The organism is Methylophilus sp. 5 (assembly GCF_000515275.1).
Classification (GTDB): Bacteria; Pseudomonadota; Gammaproteobacteria; order Burkholderiales; family Methylophilaceae; genus Methylophilus.
In genome coordinates, this window is record NZ_KI911560.1 from 1,772,715 (window position 1) to 1,790,402 (window position 17,688).

The window sequence follows — 17,688 nt, forward strand, 5'->3', positions numbered from 1 at the left end:
CAAAAATGGGCATTCGGGTGGGTATTAACGGCTTTGGCCGCATCGGTCGTATGGTGCTGCGCGCCGCATTAAATCAGGCAGAGTTTAAAGATATGGAGGTCGTCGCCATTAACGGCATCGAAGCGCCCGACCACATGTTGTATATGCTCAAGTATGACTCGGTGCACGGCAGGCTGGCATATGATGCACAGTTAGAGGGCGATTTTTTGGTGGTGAACGGCAAAAAAATCCGCCTCACTGCGCATAGCAAACCGGCAGACATCGACTGGAAAGAAGAAGCCGTTGATGTGGTGATCGAATGCACCGGCGTTTTTTTGACCCAGGAGACTTGCGCGGCACATATTGCTGGCGGCGCGCGTATTGTGGTGCAATCTGCGCCTGGCAAAGACGATACGCCCATGTATGTTTATGGCGTCAATCACTATCATTACCACGGCGAAGATATTGTCTCGGCGGCGTCATGCACCACCAATGGTCTGGCGCCCATCGTGAAAGTGCTGCATGACCATTTTGGCGTCAAGCGTGGCCTAATGACCACCATTCATGCGGCGACAGCCACGCAAAAAACGGTAGACGGTACGTCTAATAAAGATTGGCGCGGTGGGCGCGGTGTGTTTGAAAACATTATTCCTTCCAGCACCGGGGCTGCCAAAGCGGTGGGCAAGGTGATTCCGGCGCTCAATAAAAAACTCACAGGCATGGCTATGCGCATCCCCTCGGCTGACGTGTCAGTGGTCGATTTAACCGTTGAATTACAGCAAAAAACCAGTTACGAAGAGATTTGCGCCGTGATGAAATACGCGTCAGAGCGTGATTTAAAAGGCGTGCTGGGCTATACCGAAGAGGCGGTGGTCTCTAGTGATTTTCGCGGCTTTCCGGCCGCCAGCGTGTTTGATGCCGGGGCGGGCATTATGCTGGACCCGACTTTTGTTAAGTTGATTGGCTGGTATGACAACGAGTATGGCTATACCTGTAACTTGCTGCGCTTAACCCGTTACGTGAGCTATGCCAAATTGTCGATGACCGATCTGCCGGAAGCAATGGACGAGGTGGCCGAAGCTGCTTGATAGACACGTGTTGTGCGGCGATAGACAATTTACTCGCCTGCAAGGGCGTCGCGCATTTATAATGCTGTTTTTACTTGTGTGATAGACATTATGCGTGCGCCTTTGCTCGAAACCTCCATCAAAAGCCTGAAAAAACTGCACCAGGGCAAGGTGCGTGATATTTACGATATCGACGCCCACACCATGTTGCTGGTGAGTACTGATCGCTTAAGTGCTTTTGATGTGATTTTGCCGACCGGCATTGAGCACAAAGGCGCGATGCTGACGCAAATGGCCAACTTCTGGTTTGAGCAACTGCAAGATGTGGTGCCTAATCATTTAACCGGTATTGCGCCTGAGTCTGTGGTCGCACCTGACGAAGTTGCGCAGGTAAAAGGGCGTGCCGTGGTAGTGAAAAAGCTCAAAGCGTTGCCGCTAGAGGCTATTGTGCGTGGTTATTTAGTGGGTAGCGGCTGGAAAGAATACAAAGCCAGCGGCACGGTGTGTGAGATTCCATTGCCGGGCGGCTTGCAACTGGCACAACAATTACCCAAGCCTTTATTTACGCCTTCTAGCAAGGCGGCGGTCGGCGAGCATGATGAAAATATCAGCGTGGCCCAGGTTGAGGCGCTCATTGGCAAAGACCTGACGGCGCAAGTGGAAAAAGCGGCGATTGCCTTGTATACCCGCGCCGCAGAATATGCGCGTACCAAGGGCATTATTATTGCTGATACCAAGTTTGAGTTTGGCGTGGATGCACAAGGTGTGTTGCATGTGATGGACGAGGCATTAACCCCTGATTCTTCACGCTTCTGGCCGGCAGACCAGTATCAGATTGGCAGTAATCCACCGAGTTATGACAAGCAATATGTGCGCGATTGGCTAGAAAGCTGTGGCTGGAATAAAGTGGCGCCTGGCCCTGAGTTGCCAGCTGACGTTGCACAACGGACTTCTGATAAGTATATGGAAGCGTTTGCCAAATTGACCGGGCGTACCTTGCTGGTAGATTAATTACTTATGAGTTTGCGTGCGCAACTGGCAACATTGGCCAGCCGCTTTAAGCAGGAGGTGGCGTTTTACCGTGCCTTGCATGCGCACCCGCAAACACCATGGCTGGCCAAAGCGTTGTTATGGCTGGCATTGGCTTATCTGGTGTTGCCGTTTGATCTGATTCCTGACTTTATTCCGGTGATTGGCCAACTGGATGAATTAGTGATTATTCCACTGTTGCTGTACCTGGCGCTGAAGCTGACGCCAGTGGCGGTGCGGCAGGCTTGTCGCGATGCTGAGACCGTTGTGCCGGATCAAAAATAGTGCTGTTTGTCAGTCAAATGTTCATATTATTCGCCTATAATGGCGCTTTTTTGTTGAAATGGGTTTAAGAAGATGTCTTTGAATTTGGTGCCTAGCGGCAAAGATTTGCCGCACGACTTTAACGTCATTATCGAAATTCCGGCCAACGGCGACCCGGTTAAATATGAAGTCGACAAAGAAAGTGGCGCGCTGTTTGTGGATCGCTTCATGGGTACGTCCATGCAATATCCATGTAACTACGGTTATATTCCACACACGTTGGGTGACGACGGAGACCCGGTTGATGTGCTGGTGATTACGCCTGTGCCTTTATTGCCAGGGGTCGTAGTACGCTGCCGCGCATTGGGCATGCTGAAAATGACAGACGAAGCGGGTGGTGATGCCAAAGTGTTGGCGGTGCCTATCGAAAAAGTCTGTGGTTTGTATGCTTATCAAAAAACATTGAGCGATGTGTCTCCTTGGCGTTTAGACATGATTGCGCACTTCTTTGAGCACTATAAAGACCTGGACAAAGGTAAATGGGTGAAAATCGAAGGCTGGGAAGGCATTGAGTCTGCTCATGCAGAAATCATGGATGGCGTTGAGCGCTACAATGCATTAGAAGTGAAACCCGCGTTTTAATTTGCATGACGTGTGACAAAAAAGTCGGCCTGGGCCGACTTTTTTATTGGCTGTGGTACACCCGCTGTTAGTGCAACAGAGGAACGATCAGCAATGCCACAATGTTGATAATTTTAATTAACGGATTCACGGCCGGGCCAGCTGTATCTTTGTAAGGGTCGCCCACAGTATCGCCGGTTACCGCTGCCTTGTGTGCATCTGACCCTTTGCCGCCATGGTGGCCATCTTCAATGTATTTTTTGGCGTTATCCCAGGCGCCGCCGCCAGTACACATCGAAATGGCCACGAACAGGCCAGTGACAATGGTGCCCATGAGCAAGCCACCCAATGCGACCGGGCCTAAAAATAAACCAACCAGAATGGGGGCCGCGACCGGCAGCAATGAAGGCAGCATCATCTCTTTAATGGCCGCACTGGTCAGCATATCCACCGCTTTACCATATTCTGGTTTGGCGGTGCCCTCCATAATGCCTTTGATTTCGCGGAACTGGCGGCGCACTTCTTCCACCACGCTGCCTGCTGCACGGCCGACGGCTTCCATCGCCATCGCGGCAAACAAAAATGGAATCAGGCCGCCAATAAACAGGCCGATAATCACTTGCGGGTCGCTTAAGTCAAAGCGGGCGGTAATGCCTGCACTTTCCAGTTTGTGCGTATAGTCAGCAAACAATACCAGCGATGCGAGGCCTGCAGAGCCGATGGCATAGCCTTTAGTCACGGCTTTGGTGGTATTACCCACTGCATCGAGCGGATCAGTCACCTCGCGGACGCTGCTAGGCAATTCGGCCATTTCGGCGATACCGCCTGCGTTGTCAGTAATCGGGCCGTATGCATCCAGCGCCACCACAATGCCCGCCATACTTAGCATGGCCATGGCGGCAATCGCCACCCCATACAAGCCTGCCAGGTGAAACGACACGTAAATAGCAATACAGACCGAAATCACCGGCAAGGCGGTCGACTTCATGGACACGCCTATGCCTGCAATAATGTTGGTGGCGTGGCCAGTAGTCGAGGCTTGCGCCACGTGTTTGACCGGCGCGTAATCGGTGCCGGTGTAATATTCAGTGATCCACACCAGGGCTGCGGTTAATACCAGGCCTACCGCACAGGCGCCAAATAATGCCTGGCTGGTAACGGTGACTTCACCATGTGTGTAGCCTTGTGGAAACACATATTGCGTGACAAAGTAAAACGCGATGAGCGATAGCACGCCCGCCACAGCCAGACCTTTATAAAGCGCGGGCATGACGTTTTTCATGCCGGGCGATGCTTTGACAAAGAAACAGCCAATAATGGAAGCGATAATCGACACCGCACCCAGCAATAACGGGTAAATCACGCCGTTGGCACCGGCTTCGGCCGCCATCAGGCCGCCAAGCACCATGGTGGCGATGAGTGTTACGGCGTAGGTTTCAAACAGGTCGGCGGCCATGCCGGCACAGTCGCCCACATTGTCACCCACGTTATCAGCAATGACTGCCGGGTTGCGCGGGTCGTCTTCGGGGATGCCTGCTTCTACCTTGCCGACCAGGTCAGCGCCCACGTCAGCGCCTTTGGTGAAAATGCCACCACCCAGCCTGGCAAAAATAGAAATTAAAGAAGAACCAAAGGCCAAGCCAATCAGCGGATTTAAATCAGTGGCTTGTTCTGCACCCAAATAAATATAAAAGCCAGCCACACCCAGCAGCCCGAGTCCGACCACCAGCATGCCGGTAATCGCCCCCCCTTTAAAGGCGACATCCAGCGCAGCGCCTATGCCATTGGTAGCGGCTTGGGCGGTGCGCACATTGGCTTTCACCGACACGTTCATGCCGATAAAGCCGCAAGCCCCTGATAACACTGCGCCGACGACAAAACCAATGGCTGTTTGCAAGCTTAAAAATACGCCGATTAAAATGGCGAGGATGATACCGACCAGGGCGATGGCTTTATATTGTCTGGACAAATAGGCAGCGGCCCCTTGCTGAATCGCTCCCGCAATCTCCTGCATGCGGGCATTGCCAGCGGGTAAACCTGAAATCCATTGACTCATTACTACGCCATAAAGCACCGCCAACACTGCAGCACCTAGCGCTAACATTAATGCAACTGACATGACTTCTCCTGTTCCTGATGAAACTGCGTTGAACGTGATGACTGCTTGCAAACCTGCTATTTAATTTGTAAATGAAATGTAACAGGTTGAGCCATTATTGCACTAATAAAGTGCGTCTACAAGCGCGTTTTAAGCGGTTTTTTGAAGGCAAAAACCAGGGGGATTAATCGTCACGTTGCTGATCAATAAAGTGACGTAACGCAGCTGTCAACGCTGGATTGTTGGCCTCGTTAGCATAGGTTTCCAGCGTGTTTAAAGCGTGATTTGAAGGGGCTTTGATGCGCTTATGCTTGCTTTGCGGGCGAGATTTTACTTGCACTTTGACCTTAATTGCGTTAAGGTTTAAGCCTTTGATTTTCCTGGAATTTTGACAAAAATCCCGGATTTTTTGCAACAGTTGGGTTTCCATTAACCTGATTCTGCTGGCCACCGCGCCTGATTGCACGGCAATCGTTAAAGCGCCATCATGCAGTGCCAGCACATGCGAAAGCCTGGAGAGTTCCGGGGCAACTGCTGCCCAGCATTGCTGTAATTGCTGCCTATCATCCGCTTCTTGTAACAGAGGCTTGAGATCGTGATGATGCTTGAAAATCTGATTGATTTTGAACATGGCGGATTGTCCACAGAATGCTTGAATATTGTACACCACCAGGGCCGTGATCGTTGGATGACCATCAATCTGCCGGTGAATAGCGAGAGTTCTTAGCATGATTAATATCATTATTGTTTCAGAAAAAATGGCCAAGCCCAAAACGCTGGGCGTGTTTGAAAGCGCTGGCCTGCTGTTGGCACTGATCCTGGTGCCGGTTGTCTTAACCTTATTATTTATCACGCCGCAACAGGTGATCAAGTCGCAAGGCGTAAAAGCGATGTTGCCGCCGCATTTACGTGGTGCCATGTTGTCTACTCAAAATCATCTCGATGCCTACGCCAAGCAAATTGGTGAGTTACAGGCGCGTATTTTGCGCCTGGATGCACAGAATCAGCGTTTGTCCAAACTAGCAGGGGTTAAATCGACCGCAGAGCCCATCAATGAGCGTACGCCGGTGAATGAAGTGCCTGAGAGTGACGTGCCGGGGCAGGGCGGCCCGTTGGTGAAAGATTCTCCATTAAGTGAAGAAGACTTAAAAGCCACCATTGAGCAAATGTCGGCAGACCTGGATTTTCGTGATGAGTATCAGGGCAAGATTGAGGCTAAATTGTTGCAGAAGAGTGTGCTGCGCGAAATGTTGCCTAATAGCAGCCCGGTCGCTGCGGCTTACAGTTCATCCAGTTATGGTTGGCGCATTGACCCTTTAAATGGGCACCGTGCGTTTCATGAAGGGTTGGACTTTCCGGCCTCGGTCGGCATGCCGGTTTATGCTGCTGCCGATGGGATTGTGACCACGGCGGTGCAAACGCCAGATTATGGCAACTTGCTCAAAATTGACCATGGATCAGGCCTGGAAACCCGCTATGCGCACAATTCCAGGTTGCTGGTGAAGTCTGGTGAGCGGGTGATGAAAGGGCAAAAAATCGCCTTGATTGGCAGCACCGGCCGCTCTACCGGCCCGCATTTGCACTATGAAATTCGCCTCAATGGCAACCCGCTCGACCCACGTGAATACCTCAGAAGTCACTCCTGAGATCAATCAATCAATGTCGTCCATGACCAGGGGTATGGTTGCTCACATGCAATAATTGAGACAACCGCCCTCTATATCTTATACAATCTCGGTTTATTCCAATTTAACGCCGCGCATGCGGAAATCGGTGTGACTCATGTTAGCCTCGTTGTTTAAAAAAGTTTTTGGCAGCCGTAATGATCGGCTGGTCAAGCAATATCAGCAAACCGTCAAACAAATCAATGCATTAGAACCCGCTACTCAGACTTTGAGTGACGAGCAGCTGCGTGCAAAAACCGAGGAGTTTAAGCAGCGTTACGCCAATGGCGAGTCTCTGGAGCAATTGTTGCCCGAGGCCTTTGCCGTGGTGCGCGAGGGCAGTAAGCGTGCTTTGGGCATGCGCCACTTTGATGTGCAGTTGATTGGCGGTATGGTGCTGAATGCGGGCAAGATTGCCGAAATGCGTACCGGCGAGGGTAAAACCCTGGTGGCTACCTTGCCAACCTATTTGAATGCATTGACCGGCAGAGGCGTGCATGTGGTGACGGTCAATGATTACCTGGCCAAGCGTGATGCGGAGTGGATGGGGCAACTCTATAACTTTTTGGGTTTGAGTGTTGGTATCAACCTGTCGCAAATGCCGCATGACGCCAAGCAGCAAGCCTATGCGTCTGACATCACCTACGGCACCAATAACGAATTTGGCTTTGACTACCTGCGTGACAACATGGTGTTCAGCAAAGACGAGCGCGTACAGCGTCCTTTGCATTATGCGCTGGTGGATGAAGTCGACTCGATTCTGATTGATGAAGCGCGTACGCCGCTGATTATTTCTGGCCAGGCCGAGCACAGCGTTGATTTGTATGGTGCGATTAATGAAGTGGCCAAACAACTGGTTCGCCAGCAAGTTGAAGACGGTGAAGGCGATTTTTGGGTCGACGAAAAAGCACAAAGCGTGACCATGAGCGAAGCAGGGCACGAGCATGCTGAGCAACTGCTTGAACAAACGGGTTTGCTGACGGCCGGTTCTAGCTTGTATGAGCCAGCCAACATCACGCTGGTGCATCATTTGTATGCGTCTCTGCGTGCGCAAAACCTCTATCACCGCGATCAGCATTATGTGGTGCGCAACAATGAAATCGTCATCGTGGATGAGTTTTCTGGCCGTATGATGCCGGGTCGCCGCTGGTCAGACGGTTTGCATCAGGCCGTTGAAGCCAAAGAAGGCGTGGCAATTCAAAAAGAAAACCAGACGCTGGCGTCAATTACGTTCCAGAACTACTTCCGCATGTATCAAAAACTGAGCGGCATGACTGGTACGGCAGACACCGAGGCGTATGAGTTTAACCAGATCTATGCACTGGAAACGGTAGTGATTCCGACGCACAGACCTGTGCAGCGGTTGGATGCGATGGATAAGGTGTATCGCACCGGCATGGAAAAGTACAAGGCAGTGATTGAAGATATCAAGCAATGCCAAGCCAAAGGCCAGCCAGTCTTGGTCGGCACCACTTCCATTGAAAACTCTGAGCTGATCTCGCAACTGCTTACGCAAGCCAAACTTGAGCATCAGGTGTTAAATGCCAAGCAGCATGAGCGCGAAGCCACCATCGTGGCCGAAGCGGGCCGTCCTGGCATGATCACGATTGCGACCAATATGGCCGGTCGTGGTACCGATATTGTGCTGGGTGGTAATTCAGAAGGTGAGATTCACGCGATTCGTCACGATGCCAATTTGAGTGACGCAGATAAAGACAGCAAAATTGCGCAACTTAAAGCGGAGTGGCAGCAGCGCCACGATGCGGTGCTGGCTGCTGGTGGCTTGCATATTATCGGTACTGAGCGCCATGAGTCACGTCGTGTCGACAACCAGTTGCGCGGTCGTTCTGGCCGTCAGGGTGACCCGGGCTCTAGCCGTTTTTACTTATCACTAGAAGATCAATTACTGCGTATTTTCTCTGGTGAGCGTGTGGCGGCAATCATGACCCGTCTCAATATGCCGGAAGGCGAAGCCATTGAGCATGCTATGGTGACGCGAGCGATTGAAAACGCCCAGCGCAAGGTAGAAGGCCGTAACTTCGATATCCGTAAACAGTTGCTGGAATATGATGATGTGTCTAACGACCAGCGCAAGGTGATTTACGAACAGCGGAATGAGCTGCTAGAGTCAGTCGATGTTGGCCAGACCATTCGCGCCATGCGTGAAGATGTGATCAACAGCCTGTTTAATACGTATATTCCGCCTGGCAGTGTTGAAGAGCAGTGGGAGGTGCCTGCACTGGAGCAAGCCTTGCAAGATGAGCTGAGTACGCGCTTGCCGGTTGGCGAATGGCTGGAAAGCAACCCTGACTTGCACGAAGAAACCTTGCGTGAGCGCATTATGAACGCGGCGAATGAGAGCTATGGCTCAAAAGAGACCATGGCGGGCAACGACAATATGCGTAATTTTGAGCGCGCGGTCATGTTGCAAAGCCTGGACAATCATTGGCGCGAGCACTTGGCGGCGTTGGATCATTTACGTCAGGGTATCCATTTACGCTCCTATGCGCAAAAAAATCCAAAACAGGAATACAAGCGCGAAGCATTTGAGCTGTTTGAGTCATTGCTGAATACCGTCAAGAGTGAAGTGACCAAGATCACCATGCAGGTACAAGTGCGCTCTCGCGAAGAGCTGGAAGAGGAGGAGCGCCGTGCTGAAGAGGCGATGCGTGCCACCGATGTCGGTAACTTGCAATATCAGCATACCGATTATGATTCAGCGTTAACCAACAGTGGTGAAGCTGCGCAGGACCTGCCAGAAGGCGTGCGCGTGGGTCGTAATGATCCTTGCCCATGCGGCTCGGGTAAGCGCTTTAAAAACTGTCATGGCGCATTGAGCTAGGCCAGCAAGAAAGGGATTTCAATATGTCTGACCAAGAAATTGCCTCCCCATGTGTCGGGGTGTGCAGCATTGATGATGGCAACGGTTTTTGTCAGGGTTGCTTTAGAACCATAGATGAAATCCGGCAATGGTGGGAGTTGGATAACGCTGGTAAAGCCGAGATTGTTAAATTGGCTGCGGCACGAGAGTCTGCAGTATTTGGCGAGTAGCGATTAAAATTAAGATCCACCCTATAAAAAAGTCGGCAATTGCCGACTTTTTTACGTTAAACGCTGTGCCTGTTGGCTATAAATCTGCCAGTGGTTGATTGCCAAGGTTATTCGATTGTGCATCGAGTTTACCAATCACCATTTTGAGTGAAACATTTAAGTTTTGTAAAGAGTCTGTGTCCAGGGTAGCTAGCACTTGCGGCAAAATGCCATCGACAGGCTTTGGTGCTTTGGCCAGTACCGCATGGCCTGCTTCTGTCACAATCAGGCCTACTTTACGCTGGTCTTGGCTCAAGCGCTGCTTTTCAACCAGGTGTTTTTTGACCAGTTTTTCTACCAGCAGGCTACAGGTCGATTGGTGAATGGCAAGGTTTTCTGCCAAGCGGGAGACACCTAACTCAGGGTGGGTGGCGATTTCATGCAGCAGCCATAATTGTGAACCAGAGATACCGCACGAAGCTTCAATTTCTCTAAAGTGTTGTCTGACGGTGCCAAAAATAATTCGAAATTGTTTTAAAGCTTCTTTTGCGAGTGAGTTTTGCATGATTAATTTAATGTAAATATTTTATATATTCATTTTACCAGCTTCCTATCAATAACAAGGCTTCGTGATGTTTATCGCGATAAAAATTCCCTTGTCAGTGTATGGTTTTTGATGAAAAAGTTGTTTTTACGACAAGTCTGGTGCGATTTCTCTGCTGTGCACGGCCAGCTGTAAAGCGTGATGCGATTTAAAATGCCGTTGAGCGCGCCGTAATCGTCGTGCTTTCTACAATAAGCGCCTGTTGCTGGTAAAGCGTATACAAGGTTTCCAGGCCAAAACTGATGACGGTGTCGGCCGCTAATTGCGGCATGGCTTGCGACAGCTGGTGAAGGTGTGCCTGTGAGGTGGCGGTGTGCGTTTGTAATTGCTGCAATAGTTGATAGGTGACGGCATTTAACAACATAAACCTTACCTGAAACGCAGGTGTGCGATAAACCAGTAGATACGTGGCGATGGGCCTCATATGGCGGTTTTTTTTAGACAGCTGTTGCACTGCAAAGTCATACTGCAATAAGCGGTGTGTTACTGGCAGCCGCACCACAAAGTGGCTTAGCGCGTGGGCATTTGTGATCGGCTCAGCGCGTGACTCCTGTGGTGCAGGCTCTACTTGTTGGCTCAGGGCCAGTTCTACCCATTCGTAATGTGCCAGTTGTGCTGTAAAAGCCGGTAACTCCAGGTTGGCCAGCGCCAGCGTTTGCAAAAAATCAACAAAGGTTTTAGGGATGTCAGCAAATAAGGGGCTGCCAAAATGCTGGGAAAAAAAGCATTGGCGCACCAGTTTGCTAAAGCGGCGTTTACCTAAAATATCGTGCAACACCGGAAAGCAGGCGCTGACACTGGCTAAAAAGTTGTTAAAGACGATTTCACGGTAGATGCGCATGCGTTGCGCGTTCACCCCGGCAGGTTTGGCATGCTGCGCCGGGTGGCGCAAGTGCGCCGTAAACGCCGTTTGGTAGGCTTGAAACGAACGCATCAGGCGACCTTGTGCACGGCTTGTGCGGACTTTTGCAGTGCCTGTTGTTGTAATGCCGCGATGCGATCAACCTCTTGCATCAGGGCCGGTAGCGGCGGCATATTGCTGTCACGCTCCAGCAGGGTGGGGAACATGCCAAGCGTGCGGTAGGCATGCTCGAGCAACTGCCATACCGGGTCAATAATGGCCTCGCCGTGTGTATCAACCAATAAGTCGGGCGCTACTTGCAGGTGGCCTGCCATATGGCCGTACACAATACGTTCGGCCGGAATACTGGCCAGAAACGTAGCAGGGTCAAAGCCAAAGTTGACGCTATTCACATAGACATTATTAATATCAAGATGCAAGTCACAGTCTGCCTCTGTCAGCACCGCATTGATAAAAGTGATCTCATCCATGTCTGAGATTGGCGCGGCCAGGTAAAAAGACGTGTTTTCTACCGCAATGCGGCGTTGCAGAATATCTTGGGTTTGACGGATGCGTTGCGCCACATAGTTTACCGCTTCTTCAGTAAAAGGGATGGGCAGCAAGTCGTAAATATAGCCATTGGCAATGTCGCTGCAATAGCTTAAATGTTCGGTATAGAGCGGGATTTCAAAATCGGCCAAAAACTGTTTGACCTGTTTGAGAAAGCCGACATTGAGCGGGTCTGGCCCGCCCAAAGACAAACATAAACCATGGCACGCGATCGGATAGCGTTGAGCCAGCCAATCCAGTTCGACGGCATATTTACCCCCGGCCTGAAGCCAGTTTTCGGGCGCAATTTCTAGAAACTGCAACTGTGCGAGCAAGGCTTGCCCGTGTTGCTGCATCAACTGGGGCAGCAGTTCCCGCTTTAGCCCCAGGCCTGCCCCGTGAATCTCTGCTAGCTGTGCCATGAAGACGCCCGCAAACGATTACTTGTTGGCGTGGCAAGCGCCTTCTTTCATTTTCTCAGCCGAGCAACTGCCTTCCTTCATTTTGTCTGCTGAGCAAGAGCCCTCTTTGGCTTTGTCGTGATGACAAGAACCTTCCTTCATTTTTTCGGCTGAACAGCTGCCTTCTTTCATTTTTTGCTTGTTTGCGCCACATTTTCCGCTGCTACATTTACCGTCTTTGGCTTTGCTGTCTGTCGCATCTGCCACTTGGTAGCCCTGGCCCAGGCTTTTTAATTCAAACGGGTTGCTACCTGCATGGGCCGCCGTCGCTGCAATTGTTAAAGCAACTGCGCCAGTCATTACTGCCAATTTATGTGTTGTCATGTTAGTTCCTTTTTAAAACAGGGTTTAAAAGCGGACATCAGTAAAACTGGTCCAATTGTTGCGCAATGCGCTCCCGTGCCGCTTGTGATAACGCAAGCTCGCTCTGATCGGTCGCTTGTTGCTGCCAAGCCTGCATCATGCGCCGAATCAAGTTGAGCTGTTGTGTAAAGCGTCGGCAATAGACACATATCCACAGGTGCATGCGGACTGCCATCCTTTCACGCCAGGTTAACCGGCGGTCAAGTGATTGCGAGACCAGCACGCTGGTTTGTTTGCAATTCAACATATTGACTCCACCGCGTTTACCAATGTATTTCCAGACATTTCCGCAGCCCCATTCTGGCCCGGTATAACATGACCCAAGCATTGGTCGCCGTAATCGCCAGTGCCTTACAAATTTCTTCGTTGTCCATATCGTCAACGTCACGCATGGAGAAAATGGTGGCCAGTTTCTGCGGTAAACGGTCCATACATTGCTGTAATACCTGTAAAAACTGTTTTTGCTGCAGGGCGTCTTGCGGGACGTCCCATGCTTGCGGTTTTTCTGCCCAATGCCCAGTGGCGTCAAAAAACTCGTCCATATTGGCATCCTCTTCAGTCATGAGCTCAGAGGCGGGCGTTTCACGGATCTGCTTACGCATGCAGTCGATAATTTTGTGTTTAAGTATCCCGGTTAACCAGGTACGTGGGCTGGATTGTTGTGCATAGTTGGGATTTTTAATCGCTGCCAGCAAGGTTTCTTGAACAACGTCTTCCGCCAGATGCGGGTCACGCAGTCGCGTCAGTGCAAAACGATATAAGTAATTGCCATGCTCATTGAGCCAGTCGTGCGGGTTAGCTGCCATGCTGGCTATTGAAGCATAGTTTGCAGCAAGACGGAATATTTGAGCCATGGAATTTAGGGTTTTCTGCTTGCATGAGGCCTAGTCAAACAGGCCACATCGTGTCGTCTCACCATACGCGCATAAAGTTTGCCAACAACACAACATCCTGCGAGATAATCCAGTGAGTGAATAAATGAGCCAGGCTATACATGATTAACACTAACCAGATCGCCCGTATCTCCCTGATTGCCTTATTGATTATTGGCTGCGTGTTCGTTTTGCATCCTTTTATGGCGGCCATGCTCTTTGCAGCCGTGATCTGCGTGTTTACCTGGCCGCTCTATCAGCGTATCTGGTTAATGTTGGGGCAGCGGGATGCATTAGCTGCCGTGATCATGACCTTATTCTTACTGCTCGCATTAATTTTACCCATGGCCTATCTCGCCGTGAACCTAGCCGATTCAGCCACTGTGTTGTTAGGTGAAGCCCGCAAAATCATGCAAAGCCTGCCCGCCACCGCGCCGCAATGGGTAGAGAACATCCCTATTGTGGGCAGACAGCTCGCTGAGTCGTGGCAACGCGCATTTGTGAGCCACGAAGAATTGATGCGGCTGACGAGCCAGTATGCCGAGCCATTGCGTAAATACTTATTGGGCGCTATTCAGTTAGTCATGGGCGGCTTTCTGCAATTAGTATTCGTCGTGTTTATTGCTTTCTTTTTCTATCGCGATGGCGCACGACTGGCACGCAGTGTCATTGCCATGGTCAGAAGGCTGGGCGGGGCATTGGGGGAAGAGATGTTGCAGTTGTCCTGCATGACCGTCAAAGGCGTGATGCTGGGCATATTTGGCACTGCTGTTGCGCAATCAACCGTCGCCCTGTTTGGTTTTTGGCTGGCAGGCGCGCCGATGCCGTTACTGTTGGCTTTAGCAACCTTCTTTTTATCTGTGGTCCCGGTTGGGCCGCCTTTGGTCTGGGGCAGCGCTGCACTTTGGTTATTTAACCAGGGTGATCATGGCTGGGCGATATTTTTAGGTCTTTACGGGCTACTCGCGATTAGTAGCGTTGATAATGTGGTCAAGCCAATTCTCATCAGCCACTCTTCACATTTGCCCATGTTGCTGGTAGTGTTAGGCGTGCTGGGTGGCGCGCTCGCCTTTGGCTTCATTGGTATTTTTCTGGGGCCCACATTGTTAGCCGTTGGCTTGACACTGATTTCACATTGGGTGGCATTACAAAATAAGCGCACAGATTAAATGGTGCGCAATCGCCAGGGCCTTGGCAAGGACATCACTTGCATTCCAATATGTTCGCCGCCCATTACGTGCATGCTCAGAGGTGTGTGTTGAGGTGAAGTAAAGCTTCTAACGCGACCAGCCTTTTGCCGCCGGTGTTTAGGCCGTAGGCTCAATCCCCGCCCGTTGTTCTATCAGTTGCAGGTAATGCGCGGCATCCAGCCCGGTTTGATTGCGTTGCGCCAGCCAGATGGTTTCGGCCAGGCATTCTAGTAAGGCATGTTGTGCTTCATGCTCTTGCTGAAAACGCGTGCATAGTTTGCCGTAGGCCTGGGTGATGCCGATGGGCTGGTTAATACTGATTTGCTCTTGAATGGAAAGGTGCAAGCTCATGTGTAAAAACGGGTTGGTTTCGCCCATTTCCGGGTAATAGGCTTGTGCCAGATAGTGTTCGGGCTGGTCCAGAATCACATGGTATTCCGGGTGCATATGCATAATGCCTACCGCCATTTTTTCGAGGTCGGTCAGTGTGCTTTGTTTCTGTTTAAACTTGGCCCAGGCGTCAAAGAAAAACTGGCGCACTTCGTCGCGGCTCGGGTTGAATAAGGCCATGATTAACTCTCTGCCGGTGGTTGCACCGGATGTATTTGCTTGTCTTTAAATTCGCATAAATCGGCGATGCAACATTCGCCGCATTTGGGGTTGCGGGCGGTGCAGGTATAACGGCCATGCAAAATCAGCAGGTGATGGGCATCTTGCAAAAACTGCTTGGGGGTGGTGCTTAAAAACCGTTGCTCGACCTCAAGCACATTTTTGCCGGGCGCCAGTCTGGTACGGTTGCCGACGCGGAACAAATGTGTGTCGACGGCAATAGTGGGTTGGCCAAATGCTGTGTTGAGAATGACGTTGGCCGTTTTGCGGCCGACCCCGGCCAGTGCCTCCAGCGCTGCACGATTGTCAGGGACTTCAGCGTCATGCAGGCTAATCAGCTGCTGGCAGCATTTGAGCACGTTGTTGGCTTTGGCGTGATAGAGGCCTATGGTTTTAATGTAGCTTTCGAGCCCTTCCAGGCCTAAGTCCAATATGGCTTGTGGTGTGTTGGCCACTTTAAACAGTTTTCGGGTGGCGATATTCACGCCTTTGTCGGTGGCTTGAGCCGATAAAATCACTGCAATCAGTAATTCAAACGTCGAGCTGTGCTCAAGCTCTGTGGTGGGGTTGGGGATGGCTTGCGCCAACCTCTCGAAAATCGCCAGTCTTTTTTGGGCATTCATTACAAAGGCTTCATCTGCTTAGTCACGTTTGATCTGCTTTTTGCGCTTTTACACGCGCCATCGCCGCGGCAATGGCGGCTTTTTTAATGGCGTCTGTGGTGGTTTGTTCGGCTGTCATTGGCTCTGCTGTCATTGGCTCTGCTGTCGTTCGCGCGGTTGTGGCGCCTGGCGCAGGTGAGCGCTTGCTATAGGTTTGGGCTTTGTGGTGTTTTTCAAGCGCTTGCCGGCTGAGACGCTGCTGGTGGCGGTTTCTCGCCAGATCAGCTTCTGCAGTGTTCATGGCAAGCGCGCGACCCTCTACCGTTTGCATACTAATACAATCCACCGGGCAGGGGGGTAGGCATAACTCACAGCCGGTGCATTCCTGGCTGATGACTGTATGCATGTATTTGGAGGCGCCGAGAATGGCATCGACCGGGCACGCGTTAATGCACAGCGTGCAGCCGATGCATGTTGCTTCATCAATGATGGCCACGGCCTTGGCTTTGGTGATGCCATGCGCTAGGTTTAGTGCTTGATAGGGGCGCTGCAGTAAGTCTGCCAGGGCGTGCAAGCCAGGTTCACCGCCTGGCGGGCACTGGTTAATATCAGCCTCGCCCGCGGCAATGGCGGTGGCATAAGGTTTGCAACCCTCATAGCCACATTGGCGACACTGGGTTTGTGGCAGCAGTGCATCAATTTGCACAATCAGTGCCTCGAGGCCGTGCCTGGTTGCTTGCGCATCAGCATTCACGTCGGCGAGCGCCTGCTTGTGTGGGCTAATAGTCTGCATGTCATCACAGCAAAAAGCGTTATTTAATCCCTGTTGCAAAGGCGCTTATTATAACCGAAACCGCGTTTGGCGACGGGCTGGCAGGCCTTGTCTGCCTTGTCCGCGGGTTCTTTGGCGTTCAGGCGCATAATCAGTTAAAATATTCGCTTTATTATTGAATGGCGCTAGGTATGTTTACGGGCAGTTTGGTCGCAATTGTAACCCCGATGTTTGAAGATGGTCGTTTGGACCTGGACGCGCTCAAAAAGCTGATCGATTTTCATGTCGAGGCTGGTACCGATGGTATTGTCATTGTCGGTACGACGGGCGAGTCTCCTACCGTTAATGTTGACGAACATTGCTTGCTAATCAAAACAACCATTGAGCATGTGGCCAAGCGTGTTGCCGTGATCGCTGGCACTGGCGCTAATTCTACCGCTGAGGCGATTGAACTGACCGCCAAAGCCAAAAGCCTGGGTGCGGATGCCTGTTTGCTGGTGGCGCCTTACTACAACAAGCCATCGCAGGAAGGCTTGTATCAGCATTTTAAAGCGGTGGCTGACGCGGTTGATATTCCCCAGATTTTATACAATGTGCCTGGCCGCACCGGCTGCGATTTAAGCAATGACACCGTATTGCGTTTGGCGCAGGTGCCTAATATTGTGGGCATTAAAGATGCCACGGGTGGTATTGAGCGCGGCACAGACTTGCTGTTGCGTGTGCCGGCCGAGTTTGCGGTGTATAGCGGTGATGATGCGACGGCACTGGCCTTGATGTTGCTGGGCGGCAAAGGCGTGATTTCAGTCACTGCCAATGTGGCGCCGCAACTCATGCACGAGATGTGCGTGCATGCCTTGAATGGTGACATCGCTGCGGCCAAGGCGGCGAATGCCAAGTTGTTTGCCCTGCATCAAAAATTGTTTGTAGAGGCGAATCCAATTCCGGTGAAGTGGGTATTACAGCAAATGGGCTTGATTGCCACTGGCATTCGTTTGCCGCTGGTGAATTTGTCCAGCCAATACCATGAAGTATTACGCAGTGCCATGAAGCAGGCTGAGATTGCCGCTTGATTG

General features: G+C 51.3%; 20 protein-coding genes. 9 read left to right on the forward strand and 11 right to left on the reverse strand.

Annotation, left to right across the window (positions count from 1 at the left end; genetic code table 11):
- The first annotated feature begins 5 nt into the window (after positions 1–5).
- The 4 genes from gap to ppa all read left to right on the forward strand — a co-directional run bounded on the left by gap (position 6) and on the right by ppa (position 2,981).
- Positions 6–1,067 (forward strand): type I glyceraldehyde-3-phosphate dehydrogenase, encoded by a 1,062-nt coding sequence (gene gap / locus METH5_RS0108510; protein WP_029148103.1) that lies wholly within the window; start codon positions 6–8, stop codon positions 1,065–1,067.
- A gap of 90 nt (positions 1,068–1,157) precedes the next feature.
- Positions 1,158–2,057 carry a phosphoribosylaminoimidazolesuccinocarboxamide synthase gene (locus METH5_RS0108515; protein WP_029148104.1) on the forward strand — a complete coding sequence of 300 codons (900 nt, stop codon included), beginning with the start codon at positions 1,158–1,160 and terminating at the stop codon, positions 2,055–2,057.
- A gap of 6 nt (positions 2,058–2,063) precedes the next feature.
- Positions 2,064–2,360, forward strand: coding sequence for a YkvA family protein (locus tag METH5_RS0108520; protein WP_029148105.1), 297 nt, complete (start codon positions 2,064–2,066; stop codon positions 2,358–2,360).
- 72 nt (positions 2,361–2,432) lie between these two features.
- Entirely contained in the window at positions 2,433–2,981 is a 549-nt protein-coding gene (gene ppa, locus METH5_RS0108525) for an inorganic diphosphatase (RefSeq protein WP_029148106.1), read from the forward strand.
- 67 nt (positions 2,982–3,048) lie between these two features.
- Here ppa and METH5_RS0108530 read toward each other — a convergent pair whose 3' ends face one another.
- Positions 3,049–5,079: a sodium-translocating pyrophosphatase gene (locus METH5_RS0108530; protein ID WP_029148107.1), complete on the reverse strand. Its 2,031-nt coding sequence runs from the start codon at positions 5,077–5,079 to the stop codon at positions 3,049–3,051.
- A 163-nt stretch (positions 5,080–5,242) separates the two neighbouring features.
- Positions 5,243–5,788 (reverse strand): DUF721 domain-containing protein, encoded by a 546-nt coding sequence (locus METH5_RS0108535; RefSeq protein WP_232410990.1) that lies wholly within the window; start codon positions 5,786–5,788, stop codon positions 5,243–5,245.
- On the opposite strand from METH5_RS0108535, the gene METH5_RS0108540 reads away from it, so the two are divergent.
- From METH5_RS0108540 to METH5_RS0108550, 3 genes are all read left to right on the forward strand, one after another.
- Positions 5,787–6,704, forward strand: a complete 918-nt coding sequence (locus METH5_RS0108540; RefSeq protein WP_036307743.1) for a M23 family metallopeptidase — start codon at positions 5,787–5,789, stop codon at positions 6,702–6,704. The genes METH5_RS0108535 and METH5_RS0108540 overlap by 2 nt on opposite strands.
- Positions 6,705–6,840: 136 nt before the next feature.
- Positions 6,841–9,564, forward strand: a complete 2,724-nt coding sequence (gene secA, locus METH5_RS0108545; protein WP_029148110.1) for a preprotein translocase subunit SecA — start codon at positions 6,841–6,843, stop codon at positions 9,562–9,564.
- 23 nt (positions 9,565–9,587) lie between these two features.
- The gene (locus METH5_RS0108550) at positions 9,588–9,773 is read left to right on the forward strand and encodes a DUF1289 domain-containing protein (RefSeq protein ID WP_029148111.1); all 186 of its coding nucleotides are present in this window, start codon (positions 9,588–9,590) and stop codon (positions 9,771–9,773) included.
- A 76-nt stretch (positions 9,774–9,849) separates the two neighbouring features.
- Here the strand turns inward: METH5_RS0108550 and METH5_RS0108555 are convergent, their stop codons facing one another.
- The 6 genes from METH5_RS0108555 to METH5_RS0108580 all read right to left on the reverse strand — a co-directional run bounded on the left by METH5_RS0108555 (position 9,850) and on the right by METH5_RS0108580 (position 13,376).
- Positions 9,850–10,317, reverse strand: coding sequence for a MarR family winged helix-turn-helix transcriptional regulator (locus tag METH5_RS0108555; protein WP_036307747.1), 468 nt, complete (start codon positions 10,315–10,317; stop codon positions 9,850–9,852).
- Between the two features lie 187 nt (positions 10,318–10,504).
- Positions 10,505–11,290 carry a DUF2063 domain-containing protein gene (locus METH5_RS0108560; protein ID WP_029148113.1) on the reverse strand — a complete coding sequence of 262 codons (786 nt, stop codon included), beginning with the start codon at positions 11,288–11,290 and terminating at the stop codon, positions 10,505–10,507.
- Entirely contained in the window at positions 11,290–12,168 is an 879-nt protein-coding gene (locus METH5_RS0108565) for a DUF692 domain-containing protein (RefSeq protein ID WP_029148114.1), read from the reverse strand. Before METH5_RS0108565 ends, METH5_RS0108560 begins: the two co-directional genes overlap by 1 nt.
- A gap of 18 nt (positions 12,169–12,186) precedes the next feature.
- Positions 12,187–12,531 carry a hypothetical protein gene (locus METH5_RS0108570; RefSeq protein ID WP_029148115.1) on the reverse strand — a complete coding sequence of 115 codons (345 nt, stop codon included), beginning with the start codon at positions 12,529–12,531 and terminating at the stop codon, positions 12,187–12,189.
- Positions 12,532–12,568: 37 nt separating this feature from the next.
- The gene (locus tag METH5_RS0108575) at positions 12,569–12,817 is read right to left on the reverse strand and encodes a zf-HC2 domain-containing protein (RefSeq protein ID WP_029148116.1); all 249 of its coding nucleotides are present in this window, start codon (positions 12,815–12,817) and stop codon (positions 12,569–12,571) included.
- Positions 12,818–12,833: 16 nt separating this feature from the next.
- The gene (locus METH5_RS0108580; RefSeq protein ID WP_029148117.1) at positions 12,834–13,376 is read right to left on the reverse strand and encodes a sigma-70 family RNA polymerase sigma factor; all 543 of its coding nucleotides are present in this window, start codon (positions 13,374–13,376) and stop codon (positions 12,834–12,836) included.
- Between the two features lie 188 nt (positions 13,377–13,564).
- On the opposite strand from METH5_RS0108580, the gene METH5_RS0108585 reads away from it, so the two are divergent.
- On the forward strand, positions 13,565–14,611 hold the full coding sequence (locus METH5_RS0108585; RefSeq protein WP_029148118.1) for an AI-2E family transporter: 1,047 nt from the start codon (positions 13,565–13,567) through the stop codon (positions 14,609–14,611).
- 138 nt (positions 14,612–14,749) lie between these two features.
- On the opposite strand, the gene METH5_RS0108590 is transcribed toward METH5_RS0108585, so the two are convergent.
- Genes METH5_RS0108590 through METH5_RS0108600 form a run of 3 tightly spaced genes read right to left on the reverse strand, consistent with a single transcriptional unit; the run spans position 14,750 to position 16,636 of the window.
- Positions 14,750–15,202: a DUF1841 family protein gene (locus METH5_RS0108590; RefSeq protein ID WP_029148119.1), complete on the reverse strand. Its 453-nt coding sequence runs from the start codon at positions 15,200–15,202 to the stop codon at positions 14,750–14,752.
- A gap of 2 nt (positions 15,203–15,204) precedes the next feature.
- A complete protein-coding gene (gene nth / locus METH5_RS0108595; protein WP_029148120.1) occupies positions 15,205–15,864 on the reverse strand; it encodes an endonuclease III in 660 nt (219 codons plus the stop codon).
- A 22-nt stretch (positions 15,865–15,886) separates the two neighbouring features.
- Positions 15,887–16,636 carry an RnfABCDGE type electron transport complex subunit B gene (locus METH5_RS0108600; protein ID WP_081726720.1) on the reverse strand — a complete coding sequence of 250 codons (750 nt, stop codon included), beginning with the start codon at positions 16,634–16,636 and terminating at the stop codon, positions 15,887–15,889.
- A gap of 170 nt (positions 16,637–16,806) precedes the next feature.
- Here METH5_RS0108600 and dapA point away from each other — a divergent pair, with 170 nt between their 5' ends.
- Entirely contained in the window at positions 16,807–17,685 is an 879-nt protein-coding gene (dapA, locus tag METH5_RS0108605; RefSeq protein WP_029148122.1) for a 4-hydroxy-tetrahydrodipicolinate synthase, read from the forward strand.
- The last annotated feature ends 3 nt before the right edge of the window (positions 17,686–17,688 follow it).